Here is a 21,253-nt window from a genome sequence, read left to right as displayed (position 1 = left end):
TATGGCTACGCTAAGAGATATTAAAAGAAAGATCGGCAGTATCAACAGCACGCAGACCATAACGCGAACCATGAAGATGGTCTCCGCGGCAAAGTTGAGAAGGGCCCAGGAAGACCTGGAGAAAATAAAGGATTACGCGGTCAAGATAGAGGAGCTCACCGGCCGGGTTATCAAGAACATGCCCGAAGACGCGCATCCGCTGCTTGCAGCGAGAGATGAAATCAAAAAGGTGCTCATCGTGGCCATCGGCTCGGACCGCGGCCTGTGCGGAGGCTTCAATCTCAATATCGGCCTTCACGCACAGAATTTTATCCGGCAGAACAGCCATAAATTTGATCGCATCGGCGTATATGTATTTGGCCGAAAGGTGAGAGATTACCTGACGAGGAGAAAGGTCGATATCGTCAAGAGCCGGACTGACATTAAGGCAGTCGAGCAGGCTTTTGCGGATGAGGTTGCCAACGAATTGATCGGGCTTTATCTCTCCGGCGAGTTCGACAAGATTTACATCACCTACACGTATTTCAAATCGGCCGTAAAACAGGAGATCGTCTTCGATGAATTCCTCCCGATAAAGACGCCGGAGCAAGCCGAGTATATCGATTATCTCTGCGAGCCGGATCGGGTAAAGATCGTCGAATCTCTCATCCCGAAATATATCAGCACGAAGATCTACTACGCCATCGTGGAATCACAGACCTCAGAGCACGCGGCGAGGATGAGCGCCATGGAGAATGCCACGAGCAACTGCGGAGAGATGGTGCGGTATCTCACCCTTGTCTACAACAAGAGAAGACAGGAAAGCATAACCAGCGAGATGATGGACATCGTTGGCGGCGCTGAAGCTTTACGAGGAACCTAAAAGGAGGAAGATAGATGGGCGTTGAAGTCAGAGGCAAGGTAGTGCAGGTAATAGGTACGGTAGTAGATTTCAGATTTCCATCGGATCAGCTTCCGCCAATATACGGTGCAGTTTATGTAACAAACCCTACGATCAACGACAAACAGGAGAACCTTATCCTCGAAGTTGCCCAGCACGTGGGGGACAGCACGGTCCGTTGTATCGCTATGAACACGACTGACGGACTCTTAAGGGGCCAGGACGCGGTCTACAAAGGGGGCCAGATCACAATCCCCGTCGGTAAAGAGATATTGGGAAGGGTGCTCAATGTGGTCGGCGAGCCTGTTGACGGCAGCGGAGCTGTGACCACCAAAATGACCTACCCGATTCACAAACCGGCGCCAACGCTCGTCATGCAGAATACGAATATTGAAATCCTGGAAACAGGCGTCAAGGTCATCGACCTGCTCGAACCGTACTCCAAGGGCGGTAAGGTTGGGCTTTTCGGCGGCGCAGGCGTGGGCAAAACCGTCGTGATCATGGAGATGATCCACAACATCGCCATGCATCACGGAGGTATATCCGTTTTCGGCGGCGTGGGTGAGCGAACAAGAGAAGGAAACGATCTCTGGCTCGAAATGAAAGGCTCAGGCGTTCTCGACAAGACGGCCCTCATATACGGCCAGATGACCGAAGTCCCGGGCGCCCGCGCCAGGATCGGCCTCACGGCCCTCACCGCAGCGGAGTACTTCAGGGATGAGGAAGGCCAGGACGTGCTCCTTTTCATCGACAATATATTCCGATTCACCCAGGCGAACTCGGAGGTCTCGGCGCTTCTCGGACGAATGCCTTCAGCCGTTGGGTACCAGCCGACCTTAGCCACCGACCTTGGTGAACTGGAGGAGCGGATCACCTCCACGCTCAAAGGATCCATTACCTCGGTTCAGGCCATCTACGTGCCCGCTGACGACTTAACCGACCCGGCGCCTGCCACAACGTTTGCGCACCTTGACGCGACCACCGTGCTTTCGCGACAGATTTCGGAACTCGGTATCTATCCGGCGGTTGACCCGCTCGATTCGACAAGCCGTATTCTCGACCCCACGATCGTGGGTGAGGAGCACTACCAGGTTGCCCGCGAGGTCCAGAGAATACTTCAGAAGTATAAAGACCTGCAGGACATCATCGCCATCCTCGGTATGGATGAGCTCTCCGAAGAAGACAAGCTCGTCGTGGCCCGGGCCCGTAAGATCCAGAGATTCCTGTCGCAGCCTTTCTTCGTAGCCGAGGTATTCACCGGCCAGCCGGGAAGGTACGTGGCGCTGAAAGACACCATTAAGGGCTTCAAGGAGATCGCAGAAGGCAAACATGACGATCTGCCGGAACAGGCATTTTACATGGTCGGCACCATCGAAGAGGCCGTGGAAAAAGCCAGGAAATTCATGGGAGAATAATAAAATCATATGCTGAACCTCGAGATCGTTACCCCGGAAAAAACGCTTGTCAAGGAAGCGGTAGATATGGTCGAAGCAAAAGGCGCATATGGCGAGTTCGGCTTGCTTCCGGGACATACACAGTTTCTTACTACGCTCGAGATCGGCGAGGTGCGCTACATGAAGGGCGACAAAACGACCCATCTGTCGATAAGCGGCGGCTACGCTGAGGTCGTGGAAGACAAAGTCGTCATGCTGCTCGATACGGCAGAATTTGCCGAAGACATTGATATTGAGCGTGCAAAAAAGGCCAAAGACAGGGCTGAGACCGCACTCAAGACCGCAGTGTCCGAAGATACGGAGTACAGAATATACGAACTGGCGCTGCTTCGGGCCATCACACGGATCTCGGTCGCTTCAAAGAAAACCGGATGATTTTTTCCGTAAGCCAGGACCTTTTCCACCTTTTTCCTTCATTGAAAATAGGCGTCCTCGTCGCCGAAATAGACAACACCAAGTATGGCGACGACCACCTTGAAGATGTCCTTGAAAATTTAAAGTCCCATTTTTCCCTGGAAAAACCGCAGGATCATGAGCACGTCAAAGTCTGGAGGGACGCGTTTAAGAAACTCGGGATTTCGGCGGCAAAGTATCAGAGCTCCGTGGAATCGCTTTTGAGAAGGGCGCTCAAAGGCGGACCTTTCCCGAGAATCAATCCTCTCGTGGATCTCTACAACGCGCAATCCATAAAGCATCTCGTGCCTGTAGGCGGCCATGCTTTGGAGCCGATTGAGGGAAACATTCAGTTGTGTTTCGCTCAGGGACACGAGACGTTCGTTCCCATGGACTCAGGCGAGCAGGAAGTGGTTGAAAAAAATGAGGTCATATACCGCGATAATGCCTCCGTCCTCACCAGAAGATGGGTCTGGAGACAATCCAACAAAGACAAAGTCCTGAGCGAAACAACGCGTATATTCATCCCCATAGACGTAATGGAGGGCCTTCCTCACGCGCTCTGTCAGGATGTAGTGAAAGACATGGAAGAAAGTATCGTAGGAAACGGGTACGGAAAGGTCATCCACAGAGACATCATCACAAAAGACAGACTCGAAACTGAGTTCAATTTCTAACACCCCTGCCTCAAGCTTAAGATACTGCTATAGAAGAGTGCGTCAAACCGAGGTTGACTTGATACCCCGGTCGAAGGTATATGATTAGAAATGATTTTGCAGAGGAGGTAAGGCGGTCATGGACATCATTCGGATTATCGAGGAACGCAAAAGCGTACGGGCGTTTAAGCCTGATCCGCTCAAAAAGGAACAGATCGAGGACGTGCTTAAGCTCGTTGTTGCCGCGCCATCGGCCATCAATTTGCAGCCCTGGGAATTCGTCGTTGTCATGGGCGAAGAAAAGGAACGACTTTCTCGCAGACTCGTCAAGCTGTACCGGGAAAAACAGATATCGTGCAGCCCCGGCAATGTGAAACCCCTTTCGGAGACCTTCAGCAAGCGAGGTGTACAATCGTTTGAGCTTATGAATCCCTTTCTCGAAAAGATGGGGCAACCGGATTTCAATTGTTTCGTCAACGAAGGAAGCTGCAATTTCTACGGCGCTCCTGTGGCCGTCATCATATGCCTGGATAACGCCTTCTCAAAGGCCCGGCTCGTGGATATCGGCATCGCGCTCGGTTATTTCGTGCTCGGCGCACACAATTTCGGTCTTTCCACATGCCCCATCGGACTCATCAACGCGTACGAAGATGATATCAAGGAGATCCTCAATATCCCCGACAATAAGGACGTGGTCATCGGAATCGCGATGGGCTACGCCGATTTTCAAAGCCCGATCAATGAATTCAAGTCGCCGCGCGATAGCCTCGATAGTTTCGTGAGCTGGATCGATTGACCTGAGAGCGTAACGTTCGTTCGCTACATTCGCCTCTTTTCTCCGGGATCCTAGTAGCCGCAGCGGCCGGTTCTTTTTGCCGACCGGGGAGTGTCCTGGCTTTTCTTCTTCAGTCTTATATTATAATACAAAGTATTATAATATAAGACTTCTAAGATCATTTCTCACAGCGATAGGTGAGTCAATATTCAATCCATCGAACCCATGGCGTCCACTTTCCGCTGTAGGAGCCCTATCTTAACCTATATTCGATAAAACTGGACGGTATGGCACGCGGTATTATAATGTATGATACCACGAACGCGCCCGGCCATCGCCTACAAAATTTGATGTTCTTTCCACGCTTATTCGGAAAAAGCCTTAGCTCTCATTCGGCCACATACCCGTTTTTTTCACCGGGCAATCTGATCGCTTTGTCCTTGAAATCATTCCTCTTTTATTAACATCAGCCAAAAGATATTTTGACTCGTTTTGCCCACTGGCATGAGCCTTGCAGAATTGTCATCATGAGGCGCTATGCAGATGACCAGTGAGACGTCAACAGGATTTGGAGGCTGAGGAGAAGATGTTCGGTGCAAGACAGGATTCCGAAGAATACGATCTTCTCGCCCCATCTCTTCCGATAGAGACCGACCTCGGTGAGAAGAACCAGAAGAAGATCATTGCCGTTGGAAGCGCAAAAGGCGGCGTGGGCAAGAGCGTATTTGCCGCCAACCTCGGTGTGTTCCTCGCGGGTCGAGGATATAGAACGGCGGTTGTCGATCTCGATCTCGGCAATGCGAACATCCACGTGCATCTAGGCCAACATGCCCCGGCAAGCCGGAACGTAAATGATTTCATCATGAAACGGGTAAAGACCCTTAACGAGATAGCTGTTCATAGCGAATACGGTCCCATGGTAGTGAGCGGCGGCAACTCGGAGTTAGGAGCGGCGAATATCAAATTTATGAAGAAGTTGCGGCTCATCAAGGCCTTAGGCGATATTGAGGCTGATTACGTTATCCTTGATTTGGGCGGCGATGTATCCTACAATTCTCTGGATTTCTTCCTTCGAGCCGATTGCGGCGTTGTGGTCACAACCCCCGATTCTGCATCCTACATGGGCGCCTACCACTTCATCAAAGAAGCCCTCTATAGAAAGCTGGCAAGGATCTTCGGCCCTGAGTCCTCTTATAGAAACGAAAAGAACAAAGATCTCGAAAGGCTCATTTGCCGGATGACTGCGCCGGCACAGGGCCCGGAGGTTAAGACAGTCAGGGAACTCATCGACCAGGTGAAAGAATGGCAACCGCACAATCTTCCACTGATTACCAGGGTCATGGCCGATTTTAGACCCTGCCTGGTGCTCAACAAGGTTCCCAAATATAATAATGTTCACCATGTGCCCATGATGATCCAGGAAGTCTCAAGGAAATGGCTTTCAAAGGAAGTTTCATTTCTGGGGAGCATCTCAGCCCAGTCCGAAGTTGAGGAGAGCGTTCTGGATCAGGTACCGGTTTTAGCCCGTTACCCCATGGGTGATTTTGCCATAGAAATGGAATATATCGTCAACAATCTTCTCCACAATGCCTGATACCGGCCTTTAACGTCACCCTTAAAATTCTGTCAAAGCCGTGCATAAGGGCGAAAAAGGCTTGAACGCATTATAGCAGCCTGTCTTTTTTGAGGTTGTGGCAATCTTTTCGCTCAGCTCAACGGGTAACCTCACGATCACAAGCATCCAAAAAAAGGATGCACTCCTGCTATGAAATGAGCCCGCTTAAGCGGCGCTCTAACTCGCTTTTGGGAAGGGCGCCCTCCACCTTATCTACTACACTGCCGTTCTTGTAGAAATAGAGCGCTGGTACGCCGCGGATACCGTGCTGTGAAGCGGTTTCGGGAGATGCATCCACGTTCACCTTGGCCACCTTCACCTTTCCGCTGTACTTCATCGCCAGTTCGTCCAGAACCGGATCAAGATTTCTGCAGTACCCTCACCACGGCGCGGTAAAATCGAGAAGCACCGTGCCGGGAAATTGAGCCACCTCTGCCTCAAATGTCCGGTCGGTCACATCAACCGGGCTGTCAGGATACAGATGCGCAAGCTTAAGCTCAGTCTTGCATCTCCCGCACACCGGCTCACCCCCCCATCGGCTCCTCGGTATGCGGTTCTTTGCGCCGCACCGGGGACACTGGACTATAATGGCTTGATCACTCATCTGTGCGCCCTCCTCCCTCTGCAAAGGATTGTCTAGAAGAAAAATCTAGGCATGAATGGAAACGATTTCAATGACCGGTTTCATGATGGATAGGATCGACATGCGGCATGCGGGCGAACCTCCCGATGTTCACTCTCTCCGGTCAGTGAATAGCGGTTCGACTCATGTGAAATGATCTATTCCATAGCCTGTCCCAGTCACCCCGGTTGAAGCCTCACGTCAATAAATGTCGAAAGATAGAGCACCGGTTCGACACAAATGTCTCCTCATGGTTGCTTTGGCTTTACGCCCTATTGCGATTGACGGGAGATATCCCTTGAAATAATTGAGCAATACGGTAGCGGTGGGTGGCTCGACATGAAGAACCCGACCCGGCACGATTTATGCTTTTAAGACGATTAGGCCGGATTGGGTCTCTCCAAAAAAAAAGGACCTCGTTGACGCGAGTCTCTTTTGGGGGTATGTTTCGAAAAGGAGGAAGATAAAGAGATGAAAAAAGCATTCGTTGTCATTGTAATCGGCGTCTTTCTCGGCCTGGGTTTGTTTTCAGGTACTCTCTATGCCCGTGCCGGTGGTCACGGCGGGTTCCACAGCGGAGGTCATTTCTACGGAGGTGGCCATTTCGGAGGATACTATGGACCGAGAGTCCATTACGCGCCGTATTACGGGCCGCATTACGGATGGGGATATCCTGTATACGCGTATGGACCCATCTGGGTTCCCGGTTACTGGACACAAGTCTGCGATGCCTGGGGTTGCAGGCCGGTGTGGGTGCCTGGCTATTACAGATAGCGGCTGAAGGACTCTTTAAGGATGAGCTGCACCCCGCAACTGTAGCCGCCATAATGTTAGTTTTTTGCCTTCCGGGGCAGGGTCGCAAAGCTCTGCCTTTTTTTCCCACGCTGACCGTTACCGCTTAAAAGCTCAATTACCGTGCAAATCATTTGGATGAGCATCACAGTCAACAGGCGCGTCCACTTCGTCCGTAGCCGTGCTTGCATTCTGAAATCTATTGAATTTCCTGTAAAGTGAATTATTGCTTAATAAGTAGATAAAGCTATTTCTCAAAGTCGTCCACAGTATCCTGACAGACGATCGATAATCGTAGCGATGGAGGTCGTTATGGATAAAACCAGGAAAAAACGCGCACGGAGTATAAGGATCTTTTTCATTTTCTGCATCTTGATTTCAGTGGCCTTGACATCTGCCCGCGCAGGAGACAAAGCGTTGCTAAACCAGGCAAAACAGATTTTCGGACCCTTGCCAAAAACCATGAGATCGGCAAATAACTCTATTACTGCTGATAAAGTCGCTCTGGGGAAAATGCTTTTCTATGAGACAAGGATTTCTGTAGACCAGACAGTGAGCTGTGTCCGATGTCATCCGATTGGTTTGTACGCGGCTGACGGGTTGAAGAAATCTATCGGGAATAATTGCAAGATCAATCCCCGAAACGCCCCTACCGTCTTCAATGCGGCAGGCCAGATTTCGGCGCACTGGATAGGAAACCGAACGGATGTTGAAGACCAGGCCAAACAGGCCATGGTCGGGCCGCCTTCCTTTGGGATGCCATCCTATGAGGCTGTAGAGAAGAGACTCAAAGAAATAAGAGGGTATGCCCCATTGTTTGCGAGAGCCTTTCCCGGGGAAAAAGATCCGGTCAACGTTGATAACCTGGCCAAAGCCATTGGAGCTTTTGAAAGAACGCTCGTCACTCCTTCTCGTTTCGATGCCTTTGTAAAAGGGAATCCGACCGCGCTTGCCGCCGCAGAGAAAAAGGGACTTAAAACATTCATCGAAACAGGCTGCACCAACTGCCACTCAGGTGCGTATGTGGGAGGCAAGATGTACCAGAAGTTTGGCGTATTTGAGCCCTACTGGCAATATACCGGGAGCAAGGATATTGACGAAGGCAGGTATGCCGTTACAAACAACGAGAGTGATAAGTATGTGTTCAAAGTCCCTGTGTTACGAAACGTGGAGATGACCTCTCCATATTTTCACGATGGATCGGTCGACGGATTGCGCGATGTGGTCTTCATTATGGGCAAAATACAGGTGGGCAAATCTCCGACCGACGAACAGGTCGGGGAAATCATTCTCTTCCTAAAATCCTTGACTGGAAGACTGCCCGACGATGCGCTGAGAGTGCCCGTGTTACCACCAGATGGGGAACATGCGGGGTTCGCCGCGGTGAAGGATCAGCCGAAGGTGTTAAGCCAAGGCCGTTACGGGGTCCAGAACGGGCCCGCCTTACCCATCTTCTTAAGCGACAAGAATAGCTCTGATGCGTACTCGTGCGCCCGTGAGAGATAATCTGACGCGAGACGATTCTTCATCAGGGGCCCGCTAAACGCGCTCGCCCACTGCGACAGGGGCATGATCGATTCAGCGGACACAGGATCATAAGACGACCACTTCTTCACATGCTCTTCCGACCGGAAGAGGTTCATCCGGCTTCAAGCCGAGCCCCAGGTTACATCTCCCTTAAGGACCCTGGCGAACGGGATGTTCACATGTCCTACGGCGGTTGATGGATTGATTTCGAGGATCTTGTCGTCTCGCATCCGGATCATGATGGGTTCCCCGCAGTCAAGACAGCGGGTCTCGATACGGACCTCGGTATCGGGGAAGAGCCAGCGCACGGCCAGCACTTCGAGTCCTCACTGGCCGTACCATTTCTGCTCCCCTTTGATCGTCACAAGATGATGGGTGGGTACATTGGAAAACGGCGCCCAGGACTCCACGTAGTCTGTCTCTTTAACAAACCAGCAGGCCACCGAGGAATCGGCCGCCTTGTGCTGTGCCTGTCTCGCCTCTTCCGGCGACACCCCGAGGATGGCTGCGAGTTCGGTATAATGCGGCGCCCGACCTGTCTTCACAAAGTGCTCGACAACGGCGGTGTAAGCCTTTTGTACCAATGCGGTTTCATCCATGCCATTCCCTCCTTTGCCATCGACTGAGCTCACAGTCATCACGGCACCCGAAGCTTGCGTTCCTTTCAAGACCATATGCACACCGATCAGGAAAAACAATAGGCGGTGTCCCCGCCTGCACAATTTTTCAATTGCAGGCTGGGGAATTCGACGACCTGCTCTTGATTGCGGTTTGAAATCATTCGATTCGAGAAGATCAAGCGGGATTTGATTACAGCCGATATGCTGCAAATCCTTATGAGCGTTGGAGATGTGATGGTCAGGAAAATTTGGCTTGACTCTTGGTTATGCACTGTGATACAGTTGGTACAGTCTGAAAAAGCCAAACCATCTGTGAGGATGGGACGGAAAGCCGAGGAGTCTCATGTTTCAACCATTACGGGTTGAAGCGGGAGAGTGGCCGGGTCGCCAGATAATCCAGCGAGGAGGCTCCCACATGCGTAGAAACTTCACCCTGATTTTTGCCGCCTTAATATTCCTGACCATAGCTAATGCAACCGCCGCCAGGGCCGATATCTACCAGTATCCCAGTACAACAGGGTATAGCGTTACCGTTACGGTCACGCAACTGGGTGGTAATTCATATTCCTTCGATTATGCCGTCACGAATATGAATCAAGGAACAACTGATAGCGATGGCTATCCGCAGGGCCTCTCGGATTTCTACCTGCAGGTGCCCGATGGCGCGACGCTCTCGAATATCGCAGATCCTCAAAGCTATTATGCCAGCATTGGAAAAGGCAATGGATCCTATTGGACGCACGGGACCGGCTATTCAAAGCCGCCCGTTACGAACGCTTCTGCAAACGCAGGTTATTCCTTCCTGGGTTGGTATGCTCAGTATGATGGATCGCCCTATCCAACCGGCACCACCGTTCACTTTACATTCGACGCTTCGGGAGTCACTCTGGGAGTCAACTCGGATTACCTGACCACATACTGGGGACCCTATACATATTCCACCGAGTTGAGCGATGACATGGTCGGTCCGGCCGCCACTCCAATCCCCCCTTCCTGCTTACTTTTTGCTCCGGCTCTCGGTGGTCTTGTGGCATTGCGGAGAAGATTCAGGAAGTAAATCTCGGTTCACTCGCCAGCCAAATTGCAATCAGGGGCAGAGTCAAAAGACTCTGCCTTCTTTCATTTCCGCATGAACCTTGCTATGTGAAGTGGGCTTTTTGAGAAATACCCGCTGAATGGTCGGGGCAATGGGATTTGAACTGGCCAATCAGGTTAAGTGTTGAGTACAACTACCTACAAGGTCACGCTATCGGCCTTTCAGGCTGAGCGAGGAATACTCCCTGAAAGGTGGGAGAGATATTTTTGCGACATGGCACTGTTTTTCTTGACATCTGTTAGACATTGTGTTCACAATAAGACGTACAAGAGAACTAGACTCACGGGCAGGCAGCAACAAAGGGGTATACCTTTACTGGGCGGAGCATGCTATAGCGTTGTGTGCAACCGAAGGAGGCGAGCTTTGAAAATTTGCAGAAAGATCATCGTACCGGCAGCCATAGTTCTATTTATTTTTCTGGCGCACCATGCCTTTGCCGACCCTTTCGGCTATCCCACCTGGTATGCCGGAGGCTCAGGCACCAACCCAGGACCGGGGCAACCCTGGCCCGAAACGGACGTATTCCTGTGGGACCAGCAGCCATTCATCTTCATCGACGAATCCTCGGGTGGCGGCTGGTACTACGCTGTCGGGGTCAATGAATGGATCGCCCCGGACGGTACGCAGTATACAGTCGACTTGTCGAGCCAAGCTAACAGCTACACAAACCGGTGGACTACCGGCGCTCCTGTGTATTGGTGGGACATCAGAGAGGCCGGTGTATGGACAACGCATATATACAGCCTCGGATGGAATTGCGAAGGCTGGGTTGATTCGACGTTCACCGTCCTTCCACAAGGAGTAACTTCAGCTCCCCTTCCCGGCGCTCTTATTCTCCTTGCCCCGAGTCTTATTGGCCTTGCAGCGGTCAGAAGGAAGTTCGGGGGGTAACACCACAATCGGGATTGAACATGGGCAGGGTCAGAAAGTCCTGCCCTTTTTGTTTCCTCACGATTTCTGAGCCAAATCTTGAGATTATGGGTCGACCCCGGCCGATGAGGATAACAGGAAGCGGTGCAGGATGCGACTGAAAAGAAGGGTCTTAGTTCTCTACCCTCTTCAACAGATTCTTAACAGCTGTCGGTGTCCATTTAGAATCCTTGTCGCTTGCAGTCAGTATTTTAGATTCTGTTAATTGCCTCGCTACACCGTTGAGGCTTAGAGCGTCCTCCTGATGACTCTGGCTCCCTGCGTATCATTTTGTGTGCAGATCGTTTGAAATTCGATGCTCAGAGGGATGTTCAATGAGATTTAAGGGTGAATGGTCGGGGCGACTGGATTTGAACCAGCGACCTCTTGCTCCCAAGGCAAGCGCGCTAAACCATGCTGCGCCACGCCCCGAACAGGCTAAACATATCACAGGATAGAGAGTTTTTGCAACATTGCTCGGGAAAATCACGCGACCCGAACAATTCCGTTAATGCATGGGCGGAGGGCCTTCCATCCGCTCCGGTTTTCTCAAAAGGAAAATAAGCGGCAGAATGACAAGCAACAGGATAAAGATAGAGTGAAACGTATCGTTGAAGGCGATCATCGTTGCCTGTCGTATGAGGTTCCCGTACATGATGCCCAGGGCCCCCTGAGGGACAAGTGCATCCGGTATGCCCTTGAGATGGAGAAAGGGCTGAATGTGGCTTAAGGTCCACTGGTACGGCCCGTCGAAGGGGGTCAGATGCTCTATGAGCCGCACCTGATGGAATTGCGCCCGTCTCGCAAGAAGCGTTGTGAAGATCGCTACCCCGAAACTCCCGCCGAGATTTCTCAAGAGGTTAAACAGGGCGGTCGCGCCGCCCATATCTTCTTTCCTGATATGTGAAAGTGTAAGGTTCGTTAGCGGCACAAAGACAAAACCCATCCCAAGGCCGAGGACCACCCTGGGCCACATGATGGCCGCAAAATTCGCGTTGAGGTCGAGGTTTGCCATAAGGTACACCGAATATGCGACGATTGAAAGTCCGGTAAAGAGTATGTATTTGGGGTTTATCTTGGTCACGAGTCTGCCCACAATGAGGAGCGAAAAGATGGTGGCAAGGCCCCCGGGGCCCAAAGCGAGTCCGGCGAGCGTTGACGTGTATCCCATCAAGGTCTGGAGGTAGATGGGGAGCAGCACAAGGGTGGAGAACATGCTGAGGAAGATGAAGAACATGATTGCATTCCCCGTAGAAAACGAGATGTCCTTAAAAAGCTTGAGATTGATCACGGGCTCTTTTTTCCTGAGTTCCGTGAATACAAGGAGAATAAGCGATATTATCGATACCGCGGCAAGCCATCTCACCTGGCCGGAGGCAAACCAATCTTCTCTCTGCCCCTGATCGAGAAGGATCTGCAAACATCCGAGTCCCAACGCCACGAGTGCGAGCCCGAAGTAGTCCATTCTCATCTTGGTCTTTTCCATATAAGGCGGGTCCTTGATAAAGAGCGTGGCCATGATGATCGAAATGATACCGATCGGGATATTGATAAAGAATATCCAGTGCCACGACCAATTATCGGTGATCCAGCCGCCCATGACAGGGCCTACGATGGGTCCGAACATGATCCCTATTCCGAAAAACGCCATGGCTATGCCGTGTTGCCGCGGCGGAAACGTTTCAAGGAGAATGGACTGCGAAATCGGCTGCAAGGCGCCGCCGCCTAAGCCCTGAAAAATCCTGAAGAAGATGAGGCTCTGGATATTCCATGAGAAACCGCAGAGAAGGGAGCTTATCGTGAAGATCGCGATCGAAATAAGGAGATAGAGCTTTCGCCCGAAGAACCTACTCAGCCACCCCGTGATGGGGATGATGACGGCATTGGAAACAAGATACATGGTGATGGCCCAGGTAGACTCGTCAATTCCTGCCGAGAGACTGCCGCGGATGTGATCCAGGGACACATTGACAACGGATGTATCGATTATCTCGATGAGCGTCGGGAGCATCACAGTGAGGGCGATAATCCACTTTTCCATTATTCCGTTATTCTGCTATGACGGTGGGTTGCACGGACATGCCGAGTCTTAGGACGTGATCCTTGTCCGTACCCTTATCGAGGATAATTTTGATAGGAATCCTCTGGACTACCTTCACATAGTTACCTGTGGCATTTTCCGGGGGAAAGAGCGAGAAGCTTGCCCCTGTTCCGGCCATGATGCTGTCCACACTGCCTCGAAACGTTCTTCCCGAATAGGTATCGACCTTGAAGTCCACCTTCTGACCGACCTTTATTTTGGCGACCTGCGTCTCTTTAAAGTTCGCCACAATCCAGATGTCCTCCAGGGGAACGATGGCGCAGAGCGGCTGTCCCACCACAATCTGGTTTCCGATCTCAACGGCCTTCCTGGTGACGTACCCATCGGCGGGAGCGAGGATCTTCGTGTATCCCCGGTTAAGTTGAGCGCTCTCCATGGTTGCTTTCTTGGTTTCCACCACGGCCCTCTGGGCAGCAAGCCCGGCGTCGTTCTGTTTGACGAGCGAAAGCTGTGTTTGAAGCGAGGCCTCCAATTCCTTTGTGCGCTCAAGCGCCGCTTTGAGCTGCGCCTCGCTCACATCAAGGGCTGTTCTGGTTTTTTCATACCGCTCTTTGGATATGGCATCTTCTTTGAGCAGGTTCTCAGCCCGCTTCATGTCGGCCTTTGCCTGTTTGAGGTTCGCCTCGGCAAGGTCCTTATTGGCTTTTGCCGTCTCGATGGCAGCGCCGATCTGAACCGCCTGTTTGCGTGCAACGTCTAACTTGTAAGCTGTCTCGGTAAATTTGGCCTTTTCCGCCTCGTAACTCGATTGCGCCTCCTTCACCTTTACGTCATAATCAACAGGATCAATTTCGAATAAGGGATCGTCCTTCTTCACAAACTGGTTGTCTTGTATGGAAATCCCCTTGATTGTTCCGCTCACCTTTGAAGCGATCATATGAATCTTGCCTTCAACGAAAGCGTCGTCGGTTGAAATATGCGTAGCATGATAACGCAGATACAAGAGGACGAGGACAACCACCACAACGGCAATCACAAGGAAGAGAATCGCGGTAGGGGTCTTGCTGCGACCGTTAAAAGCCTTCTTTATTTGTTCCACCATTACCTGTAGATCCCCACGAGGTCCTGTCCGGTAGAATACATGAGCCCCGCGTAGGCTCGATTGAATTCATAAAGCGATCGATAATAATTTGTTTCGGCCACGGATAAAAGTGTGATCGCGTCGATCACATCCGTTGCCGTACCCACGCCGTCCGTATACTTCACCTTGTTGATTCTCAGGTTCTCTTCCGCCTGGGCGGTTGCATCCTTTGTGACCTTCATCTTTTCCTGCGCATCGACCATTTCGAGGTAGTATCGCTCCACTTCGAACCTTATATCATCGATCAGTTTGCTTCGTTCAACAATCAACCTTTGCTTCTGGCTCGCTATCTTGGCGAGACCCGCCTGTGTGCTGCCCCCGCTTAAGAAATTGATGTTCATGCCCACGAGCACAGCCCACATGCCTTCGTGAAGCGCGAACTTATTTTTCATATAATCATATCTTCCCTGAAGGAAGAAATTCGGAAAGTATTCAGCTCGTTTGCCGCTCTCTTCAAGTTTTGCCGCTTCCAGGGTGGTATCTACAATCTTCATTTCATATCTGTCTTTTTCCGCTGAACCCTGGGCCTCCTCCAGATTAACGCTCGTCGCGGGGACCACGTTCGCTTCCTCGGTTTCAATAGTCGTGGTCAGGGGACGCGCAAGCAGATTGTTCAACTCCGAGTGATGGATCTTGCGGAGGTTTTGTGAGGTTATCAGTTTTTGTTTCGCATCGGAGAGGCGCACCTCGGCCTGAAGAAGATCATTCTTGGTAATGACCCCTTCCTTGTACAGGGACTGCGCATTGGACAGGTGGCCTTCCAGCCGCTCTTTTTCTCTCTCTGCGACTATTACCATTTTTTCGGATTCAAGGAGATTGTAATAGGTGGAGGCAAACTGGAGCGCCAGATAGTTCTTGATCCTTTTGGTCTCAAGCTGTTTTGTCTCGTATATTCTCTTGTTCGATTGAAAATACGATATGGTTCCTCCAAAGTCATAGAGGAGTTGTTGCATAATCAGAGAATAGGTGTAATAGCTCCTCTCCCCGGTGAAGACCACCCCGGCAGGGTTTATCATGCCAGGTTGAAGTTCTTGATAGTTCTGAGTGTAACGGCCGTCCGCTCGAGGCAGCAATAGCGAACGGGCAATGAGCGTATCGGCCTGTGATATGGATTCTTCCTGCTCGGCAATCTTCACGGCCCTGCTGTCAACCGTCACAAGTCTCACCCCATCTGCGAGGGTAAGCTTCTCCGCATGGACGCTCTCCTGACCGGACAGGGCGCCAGCCATAACGCATGATAGTATCCAGATAAATCTTTTACATTTTACTGAACGGTTGTTCATGTGAACTCGTGTTCAATTTACAGTATCCGCAGGACATTGTCAATAAGTATTTGAGCCGCGCCAGCCTTCGTGGCCGCAAAGATGCAGCCTCTCGTCCTTATTGACTTTTTTCAGGTTTTGCGGGCACAATAAACGTATGATCGGCGTATCCAAGCTTTACTTAAGCGCTGTTGAAGCATCCGATCCCTTGAGATACGGAAGGGAATCCAAGAGACTTCCGTCACACCTTCTGCAGTTCTCGAAAGACAAGAAACCGGTCGTGGTCTGGAACTCGACTAAACGATGCAATCTTCGATGCGTTCACTGTTACGCCCGTGCAGAGAACGAGCACTACAAAGGCGACGAACTCTCGACCGAAGAAGGAAAAAAGCTCATTGATGACCTTTCCTCGTTCGGCGTACCGGTCATACTCTTCTCAGGCGGAGAGCCCCTACTCCGTAAGGATTTGGGCGAGCTTATCGGGTACGCCGTGCAAAAGGGCATGCGGGCCGTGATCTCGACAAACGGTACACTCATTACAGAAGAGGCGGCGCGGGGGTTTGCCAAATTCTCCCTCTCATACATCGGGGTGAGCATCGATGGGACAGGTAGCATCAACGACGCCTTTCGGGGTGTCAAAGGGGCCTATGATAAGGCCATAGCCGGCATAAGAAATGCCAGGAAGGCCGGCATTAAAACAGGCCTGCGTTTCACGATCAATAAACGCAACTACCGGGAGGTCCCCCGGATATTTGACCTCATCGAAAAGGAGGAAATCGAGCGGGTCTGTTTCTACCACCTTGTTTACGCGGGACGAGGTTCAACTCTTATAAACGAAGACCTGACACACGACCAGACCAGAGAAACGGTCGATTATATCATGGACAGGACCAAGGGGTTCTTCGGCAAAGGGAGAGAAATTGAAGTGCTCACCGTGGATAACCATGCGGACGGGCCCTACATCTATTTAAGACTCCTCAAAGAAGACCCCCGAAGGGCAGAGGAGGTCTATCAACTTCTTTCGATGAACGAGGGAAACGCATCGGGTGTGGGCATAGCCTCAATCGATGAACAGGGTAACGTTCACGCAGACCAGTTCTGGAGGCATTACAGTTTCGGCAATGTGCGCAAACGGCCTTTCAGCGAAATATGGATGGACACATCAGATGGACTTATGGGCATGCTCAAACAGAAGAAGAGATTCGTCAAGGGGCGATGTGTTAAGTGCAGGTGGCTCGATATATGCGGGGGGAACTTTCGAGTGCGAGCGGAAGCGGCGAGTGGGGATATCTGGGCCCCGGACCCGCAATGTTATCTCTCCGATGAAGAAATACGATAGGGGGTTTACATGAGATTTCCCACGTACAGACCGAGAAGGTTAAGGGTAAACGAGAGACTAAGAGGCATGATACGGGAAACCGAGTTTTCAGTCAATCACCTTGTCTATCCCATATTCGTAAAAGAGATGAGCGAAAAAAAGGTGGCCGTCCCTTCCATGCCCGGTATTCATCAGTTCTCTCCGGAGGGGCTCCTCAAGGAAATCGATGAAATAGCAAAGCTCTCTATCCCGGCCATACTCCTCTTCGGCATACCTGCCAAGAAGGATGAGGCGGGAAGCGGGGCTTACGACAAGAATGGCATTGTCCCGAGGGCAGTGCGCGAGATCAAGAAACGCTTCGGCGACGATCTACTCGTTATCACCGATGTCTGTATGTGCGAATACACAAGCCACGGCCATTGCGGCATCGTGAAGCGCGGCGCCGTGGACAACGATGAGACACTGAAGCTCCTCGCGAGAAGCGCCCTCTCGCACGTTTTGGCAGGCGCCGACATGGTGGCCCCCTCCGACATGATGGACGGCAGGGTCAGGGCCATTCGGGAAATGCTTGACCTCCACGGCGATTACCACATTCCGATCATGAGTTATGCCGCCAAATACGCTTCCTGTCTGTACGGCCCGTTTCGGGATTTAGCCGAATCAGCCCCGCAGTTCGGCGACCGAAAGGCATATCAAATGGATCCGCCCAACGAACGTGAAGCGCTGCGCGAGATCGCGCTCGACCTGGAAGAAGGAGCGGATATCATCATGGTGAAACCGGCGCTCTATTATCTCGATATTCTTGCCCGCGCCAGAGAAAAATTCAACATCCCTCTTGCCGCCTATTCAGTGAGCGGCGAATACGCCATGATAAAACTCGCAGCAGCCAAAGGGTATCTCGATCTCAAAAGGGCTGTCATCGAGTCGACCGTGAGCATACGGCGCGCTGGTGCGGACATCATCATCACCTATTTCGCCAAGGATATGGGAAAATGGGCCAAAGCGCATTCCCTTTGAGGATGGTCGCATGGGAGCTGACTCGAAACTGCAATCTCAACTGTGTGCATTGCAGGGCCTCCGCCAAGGCCGGCCCTCACAAAGGCGAGCTCACGACCGATGAGTGCAAAAAAGTCGTAGACGAGATTCTCGCCTTTTCATCCCCCACGGTGATCCTCACGGGCGGCGAGCCTCTCATGCGGGAAGACATCTTTGAAATTATCGATTATGCAAATGAAAAAGGGCTGAGGACGGTGATGGCCACAAACGGGACCCTTCTTGATAGAGAAAAGACGACAAGGCTTATCAAAGGCGGCATCAAGCGTGTGAGTATGAGCATTGACGGCAAAAACAGAGAGGACCATGACAGCTTTCGAGGTGTTGTGGGTTCATTCGATGCGGTGATCAAGGCTACCCACTCACTTTCCGAGCTTGGCCTTCCTTTTCAGATAAACACAACGGTGACGCGCCTCAATGTCACCGATCTCGAAGCCATATACACGCTTGTAAAGTCTGTGGGCGCCGTTGCATGGCATGTATTTCTCCTCGTACCTGTGGGAAGAGGCGAGAGACTCAAAGGCGAGGAGCTAAGCGCCGAAACATACGAGGATGTCCTCGAGTGGCTCTATGAGACCGAGAAGAGAGCACAGATCGAAATGAAAGTGACCTGCGCGCCCCACTACTACCGGATCGTGAAGCAAAAGGGCGACACGCCGAAAAGCTCGGGCTGTCTCGCAGGTAAAACCTTCATGTTCATCTCCCACAAAGGTGTTATCCAGCCCTGCGGCTATCTCGAAGTCCCATCAGGCGATCTCAGCAAAACAGCTCTTCAAAAGATCTGGGAGGAATCTACCGTGTTCACCGCGCTGCGCGATCTCACATCGTACAAAGGCAAGTGCGCCGGCTGCAGGTTCCTCAAAATTTGCGGTGGCTGTCGGGCCCGGGCGCACGAAAAGAGCGGTGATATCCTCGCGGAAGAGCCGCTGTGCTCGTATTATCCGACCGGGGGCGCCGGTTGACCGAAAACTTCTTCGCCTGTTTTTTGTACGGGCATTGACATAAGGCCGACCTGTATTATTATGTTCTATACCTATGAAGCGGGTTCGGTAGCGTTTATGAGCCGGGTTTTAAGTTACACATTTCTATAAAAACTTTAAGGAGGGATATCATGAGTTACACTGCAAAGGACTATGCCAAACTGATCGGGATGGAAGGCTTCAGCGAGACGCTCATTAAGAACCATTTTACGCTCTACCAGGGTTATGTCACGAATACGAACAAAGTACTCGATGCCCTGGATGCGGCGCTCAAAGAAGGCAAGACCGCGACCCCCGAATACGCGGAGTTGAAAAGGCGTCTCGGATGGGAGTTCAACGGTATGAGGCTTCACGAGTATTATTTCGAGAACCTCGGTGGTAAAGCGCCCCTTGATAAGGCGGGCAAACTCGCAACGAAGTTGAGTCAAGCATTCGGCTCGTACGAGACATGGGAAAAAGATTTCAAAAGCACCGGGGCCATGCGTGGAATCGGTTGGACCGTTCTCTATCAGGACACGGCGAGCGGGAAGCTCATCAATTTCTGGATCAATGAACACGACGTTTCTCATCCGGCCGGGTGCAATCCGCTCCTTATCATGGATGTTTTTGAGCACGCCTTTATGATCGATTATGGTTTGAAAAGGGCCGACTATATCGAAGCCTTCTTCAAGAACATTGACTGGAAGGCGGCGGAATCACGACTTAAATAAGGACGCAGAGGGCGAAGCGGCATTGAGAGACGGCTCAAAGGGAAGAAATCTTGAATCGACTTGAGCAGGAAAAGTCGGCATACTTAAAGCACGCCGCTTCGCAGAAAATCGACTGGTATCCCTGGTCAGAAGAAGCTTTCGAGAGGGCGCAGAAGGAGAACAAACCCGTGTTCTTGAGTTCCGGCGCTGTCTGGTGCCACTGGTGCCACGTCATGGCAAAGGAATGTTTCGAGAATGATGAGATTGCGCGAATTCTCAACGAGCGTTTCGTGGCCGTCAAGCTCGACAGAGACGAACGCCCCGATATAGACAGACGATACCAGCAGGCTCTGGCTGCCATGGGTATGAGCGGCGGCTGGCCAATGAGCGTGTTTCTGACCCATGAGAAGAAAGCATTCTATGGAGGCACCTACTTTCCCTCGGATGACAGGTTCGGAAAGCCTGGATTCAAAACGATTCTTACGTCCTTGAGTGAGTTTTACGCAACGCGGGGAAAGGAAGTCCACGAGAATGCGGACAAACTCCATGACTTCCTTAAGAAGCGCGGACCCAAGAAGCAAAAAGTCGATCAGACAGATACCGAAGACGCGGCGAAAACAATGCTCGAGAATTTCGACAGGCTGCATGGCGGCTTTGGAAGTGCGCCGAAATTTGCCATGTCCGGGGCCATCGAGTTTCTTCTCGGCCGATACTTCTTCAAAAAAGAGCAAACCCTGGAATACGCCATCCGAAAGACCCTCGTCGCCATGGCGGGGGGCGGTTTCCACGACCAGCTCGGCGGCGGCTTCCACCGCTACTCCATGGATGAGGCCTGGATCGTTCCGCATTTTGAAAAAATGGCCGATGACAATGCGTGGCTGCTACGAAATTACATCGACGCCTACAGCATTTTCGGCGACGAGTTCTTCAAGAAGATAGCTGAGAACATCGTCTATTTCATCCGCAAGGAACTTTCCCATGCTGAAGGCGGCTTCTATGCGAGCATGGACGCAGACGTGACCCCGGATGATGAGGGCGGATATTTTACCTGGACCGATGATCAGTTGAGACAAACACTCAGCCCGGACGAATACGCAGTGTTCTCCCTCTATTTTCTCCATAAAGGTCGCACGATGCATCATGATGATAAGAAATTTGTGCTTTCCGTGTGCATGGGGGTAAACGACATCGCTCAAAATTCCCGGATGGACGTGGACAAGGTTACGAGCATCCTTGAGACCGCGAGGCGCAAGCTTCTTGCCGAGCGGGACAAACGACAGAAACCTTTTGTTGACACGGCACTCTACACTTCGCTCAACGGGATAATGATATCGGCCTGTCTTCGTGCGTCGAGGGTCTTATGCGACGACACTTTGAAAGGCTTCGCCCTCAAGAGTCTTGAAAGGATACTCGAGATCAACATTTCCGAC

At 51.6% G+C, this 21,253-nt stretch carries 21 protein-coding genes, 1 tRNA gene, 1 pseudogene and 1 riboswitch; of the genes and pseudogenes, 15 read left to right on the top strand and 8 right to left on the bottom strand.

What is annotated here, in order from left to right; translation table 11 throughout:
- Position 1 precedes the first annotated feature (1 nt).
- The 6 genes from atpG to VMT62_06890 all read left to right on the top strand — a co-directional run bounded on the left by atpG (position 2) and on the right by VMT62_06890 (position 5,752).
- A complete protein-coding gene (gene atpG / locus VMT62_06915) occupies positions 2 to 862 on the top strand; it encodes an ATP synthase F1 subunit gamma (GenBank protein ID HVN96141.1) in 861 nt (286 codons plus the stop codon).
- Between the two features lie 14 nt (positions 863 to 876).
- Positions 877 to 2,295, top strand: a complete 1,419-nt coding sequence (gene atpD / locus VMT62_06910; GenBank protein HVN96140.1) for a F0F1 ATP synthase subunit beta — start codon at positions 877 to 879, stop codon at positions 2,293 to 2,295.
- Between the two features lie 9 nt (positions 2,296 to 2,304).
- On the top strand, positions 2,305 to 2,709 hold the full coding sequence (locus tag VMT62_06905; GenBank protein HVN96139.1) for a F0F1 ATP synthase subunit epsilon: 405 nt from the start codon (positions 2,305 to 2,307) through the stop codon (positions 2,707 to 2,709).
- Positions 2,706 to 3,404, top strand: coding sequence for a phenylalanine--tRNA ligase beta subunit-related protein (locus VMT62_06900; GenBank protein ID HVN96138.1), 699 nt, complete (start codon positions 2,706 to 2,708; stop codon positions 3,402 to 3,404). The genes VMT62_06905 and VMT62_06900 overlap by 4 nt, the downstream gene beginning before the upstream one ends.
- A gap of 118 nt (positions 3,405 to 3,522) precedes the next feature.
- Positions 3,523 to 4,179, top strand: coding sequence for a nitroreductase (locus VMT62_06895; GenBank protein HVN96137.1), 657 nt, complete (start codon positions 3,523 to 3,525; stop codon positions 4,177 to 4,179).
- A 529-nt stretch (positions 4,180 to 4,708) separates the two neighbouring features.
- Entirely contained in the window at positions 4,709 to 5,752 is a 1,044-nt protein-coding gene (locus VMT62_06890; GenBank protein ID HVN96136.1) for a P-loop NTPase, read from the top strand.
- A 169-nt stretch (positions 5,753 to 5,921) separates the two neighbouring features.
- On the opposite strand, the pseudogene VMT62_06885 reads toward VMT62_06890, so the two are convergent.
- A pseudogene (locus tag VMT62_06885) lies at positions 5,922 to 6,140 on the bottom strand (thioredoxin domain-containing protein).
- Between the two features lie 12 nt (positions 6,141 to 6,152).
- Entirely contained in the window at positions 6,153 to 6,377 is a 225-nt protein-coding gene (locus VMT62_06880) for a hypothetical protein (GenBank protein ID HVN96135.1), read from the bottom strand.
- Positions 6,378 to 6,866: 489 nt separating this feature from the next.
- Between VMT62_06880 and VMT62_06875 the strand changes: the two genes are divergently transcribed.
- Complete coding sequence (locus VMT62_06875) at positions 6,867 to 7,169, top strand: hypothetical protein (GenBank protein HVN96134.1); 303 nt, start codon at positions 6,867 to 6,869, stop codon at positions 7,167 to 7,169.
- 330 nt (positions 7,170 to 7,499) lie between these two features.
- Positions 7,500 to 8,693 carry a cytochrome c peroxidase gene (locus tag VMT62_06870; protein ID HVN96133.1) on the top strand — a complete coding sequence of 398 codons (1,194 nt, stop codon included), beginning with the start codon at positions 7,500 to 7,502 and terminating at the stop codon, positions 8,691 to 8,693.
- A 143-nt stretch (positions 8,694 to 8,836) separates the two neighbouring features.
- Here VMT62_06870 and merB read toward each other — a convergent pair whose 3' ends face one another.
- Both merB and VMT62_06860 read right to left on the bottom strand, forming a co-directional pair.
- Positions 8,837 to 9,031 (bottom strand): organomercurial lyase, encoded by a 195-nt coding sequence (gene merB, locus VMT62_06865; GenBank protein ID HVN96132.1) that lies wholly within the window; start codon positions 9,029 to 9,031, stop codon positions 8,837 to 8,839.
- 9 nt (positions 9,032 to 9,040) lie between these two features.
- The gene (locus tag VMT62_06860) at positions 9,041 to 9,313 is read right to left on the bottom strand and encodes a hypothetical protein (protein ID HVN96131.1); all 273 of its coding nucleotides are present in this window, start codon (positions 9,311 to 9,313) and stop codon (positions 9,041 to 9,043) included.
- A gap of 311 nt (positions 9,314 to 9,624) precedes the next feature.
- Positions 9,625 to 9,726, top strand: a riboswitch (cyclic di-GMP riboswitch).
- A gap of 23 nt (positions 9,727 to 9,749) precedes the next feature.
- On the opposite strand from VMT62_06860, the gene VMT62_06855 reads away from it, so the two are divergent.
- A complete protein-coding gene (locus VMT62_06855; GenBank protein HVN96130.1) occupies positions 9,750 to 10,391 on the top strand; it encodes a hypothetical protein in 642 nt (213 codons plus the stop codon).
- Positions 10,392 to 10,793: 402 nt separating this feature from the next.
- Entirely contained in the window at positions 10,794 to 11,321 is a 528-nt protein-coding gene (locus VMT62_06850) for a hypothetical protein (GenBank protein ID HVN96129.1), read from the top strand.
- A gap of 371 nt (positions 11,322 to 11,692) precedes the next feature.
- Here the strand turns inward: VMT62_06850 and VMT62_06845 are convergent.
- The 4 genes from VMT62_06845 to VMT62_06830 form a co-directional block, all read right to left on the bottom strand.
- Positions 11,693 to 11,771: transfer RNA gene (locus tag VMT62_06845), tRNA-Pro, on the bottom strand.
- A gap of 76 nt (positions 11,772 to 11,847) precedes the next feature.
- Positions 11,848 to 13,380: a DHA2 family efflux MFS transporter permease subunit gene (locus tag VMT62_06840; GenBank protein ID HVN96128.1), complete on the bottom strand. Its 1,533-nt coding sequence runs from the start codon at positions 13,378 to 13,380 to the stop codon at positions 11,848 to 11,850.
- A 7-nt stretch (positions 13,381 to 13,387) separates the two neighbouring features.
- The gene (locus VMT62_06835; protein ID HVN96127.1) at positions 13,388 to 14,482 is read right to left on the bottom strand and encodes an HlyD family secretion protein; all 1,095 of its coding nucleotides are present in this window, start codon (positions 14,480 to 14,482) and stop codon (positions 13,388 to 13,390) included.
- Positions 14,482 to 15,804, bottom strand: a complete 1,323-nt coding sequence (locus tag VMT62_06830; protein HVN96126.1) for a TolC family protein — start codon at positions 15,802 to 15,804, stop codon at positions 14,482 to 14,484. The genes VMT62_06835 and VMT62_06830 overlap by 1 nt, the downstream gene beginning before the upstream one ends.
- Before the next feature lie 136 nt (positions 15,805 to 15,940).
- On the opposite strand from VMT62_06830, the gene ahbC reads away from it, so the two are divergent.
- From ahbC to VMT62_06805, 5 genes are all read left to right on the top strand, one after another.
- Complete coding sequence (ahbC, locus tag VMT62_06825; protein ID HVN96125.1) at positions 15,941 to 17,122, top strand: 12,18-didecarboxysiroheme deacetylase; 1,182 nt, start codon at positions 15,941 to 15,943, stop codon at positions 17,120 to 17,122.
- A 9-nt stretch (positions 17,123 to 17,131) separates the two neighbouring features.
- On the top strand, positions 17,132 to 18,118 hold the full coding sequence (hemB, locus tag VMT62_06820) for a porphobilinogen synthase (protein ID HVN96124.1): 987 nt from the start codon (positions 17,132 to 17,134) through the stop codon (positions 18,116 to 18,118).
- Positions 18,094 to 19,116 carry a radical SAM protein gene (locus VMT62_06815; protein HVN96123.1) on the top strand — a complete coding sequence of 341 codons (1,023 nt, stop codon included), beginning with the start codon at positions 18,094 to 18,096 and terminating at the stop codon, positions 19,114 to 19,116. Before hemB ends, VMT62_06815 begins: the two co-directional genes overlap by 25 nt.
- 149 nt (positions 19,117 to 19,265) lie before the next feature.
- Positions 19,266 to 19,844: a Fe-Mn family superoxide dismutase gene (locus VMT62_06810; protein HVN96122.1), complete on the top strand. Its 579-nt coding sequence runs from the start codon at positions 19,266 to 19,268 to the stop codon at positions 19,842 to 19,844.
- 50 nt (positions 19,845 to 19,894) lie between these two features.
- Positions 19,895 to 21,253 (top strand): thioredoxin domain-containing protein (locus VMT62_06805; GenBank protein ID HVN96121.1); only part of this gene is annotated, 1,359 nt, incomplete at its 3' end.

The sequence above is a fragment of the Syntrophorhabdaceae bacterium genome (genome assembly GCA_035541755.1).
In the GTDB taxonomy this organism is placed as follows: domain Bacteria; phylum Desulfobacterota; class Syntrophorhabdia; order Syntrophorhabdales; family Syntrophorhabdaceae; genus PNOF01.
Note: the sequence above shows the minus strand (reverse complement) of the source record. Positions and strands in the feature narration are given on the sequence as shown.

What these genes read in the sequence shown, in the direction of transcription:
- VMT62_06835 (HVN96127.1), bottom strand. Translation starts at nt 14,482, where the DNA reads ATGGTGGAACAAATAAAGAAGGCTTTTAACGGTCGCAGCAAGACCCCT.
- VMT62_06830 (HVN96126.1), bottom strand. Translation starts at nt 15,804, where the DNA reads ATGAACAACCGTTCAGTAAAATGTAAAAGATTTATCTGGATACTATCA.
- VMT62_06810 (HVN96122.1), top strand. Translation starts at nt 19,266, where the DNA reads ATGAGTTACACTGCAAAGGACTATGCCAAACTGATCGGGATGGAAGGC.
- VMT62_06895 (HVN96137.1), top strand. Translation starts at nt 3,523, where the DNA reads ATGGACATCATTCGGATTATCGAGGAACGCAAAAGCGTACGGGCGTTT.
- VMT62_06860 (HVN96131.1), bottom strand. Translation starts at nt 9,313, where the DNA reads ATGGATGAAACCGCATTGGTACAAAAGGCTTACACCGCCGTTGTCGAG.
- VMT62_06815 (HVN96123.1), top strand. Translation starts at nt 18,094, where the DNA reads ATGGGCCAAAGCGCATTCCCTTTGAGGATGGTCGCATGGGAGCTGACT.
- ahbC (HVN96125.1), top strand. Translation starts at nt 15,941, where the DNA reads ATGATCGGCGTATCCAAGCTTTACTTAAGCGCTGTTGAAGCATCCGAT.
- hemB (HVN96124.1), top strand. Translation starts at nt 17,132, where the DNA reads ATGAGATTTCCCACGTACAGACCGAGAAGGTTAAGGGTAAACGAGAGA.
- VMT62_06855 (HVN96130.1), top strand. Translation starts at nt 9,750, where the DNA reads ATGCGTAGAAACTTCACCCTGATTTTTGCCGCCTTAATATTCCTGACC.
- VMT62_06905 (HVN96139.1), top strand. Translation starts at nt 2,305, where the DNA reads ATGCTGAACCTCGAGATCGTTACCCCGGAAAAAACGCTTGTCAAGGAA.
- VMT62_06900 (HVN96138.1), top strand. Translation starts at nt 2,706, where the DNA reads ATGATTTTTTCCGTAAGCCAGGACCTTTTCCACCTTTTTCCTTCATTG.
- atpG (HVN96141.1), top strand. Translation starts at nt 2, where the DNA reads ATGGCTACGCTAAGAGATATTAAAAGAAAGATCGGCAGTATCAACAGC.
- VMT62_06840 (HVN96128.1), bottom strand. Translation starts at nt 13,380, where the DNA reads ATGGAAAAGTGGATTATCGCCCTCACTGTGATGCTCCCGACGCTCATC.
- VMT62_06875 (HVN96134.1), top strand. Translation starts at nt 6,867, where the DNA reads ATGAAAAAAGCATTCGTTGTCATTGTAATCGGCGTCTTTCTCGGCCTG.
- atpD (HVN96140.1), top strand. Translation starts at nt 877, where the DNA reads ATGGGCGTTGAAGTCAGAGGCAAGGTAGTGCAGGTAATAGGTACGGTA.
- VMT62_06880 (HVN96135.1), bottom strand. Translation starts at nt 6,377, where the DNA reads ATGAGTGATCAAGCCATTATAGTCCAGTGTCCCCGGTGCGGCGCAAAG.
- VMT62_06870 (HVN96133.1), top strand. Translation starts at nt 7,500, where the DNA reads ATGGATAAAACCAGGAAAAAACGCGCACGGAGTATAAGGATCTTTTTC.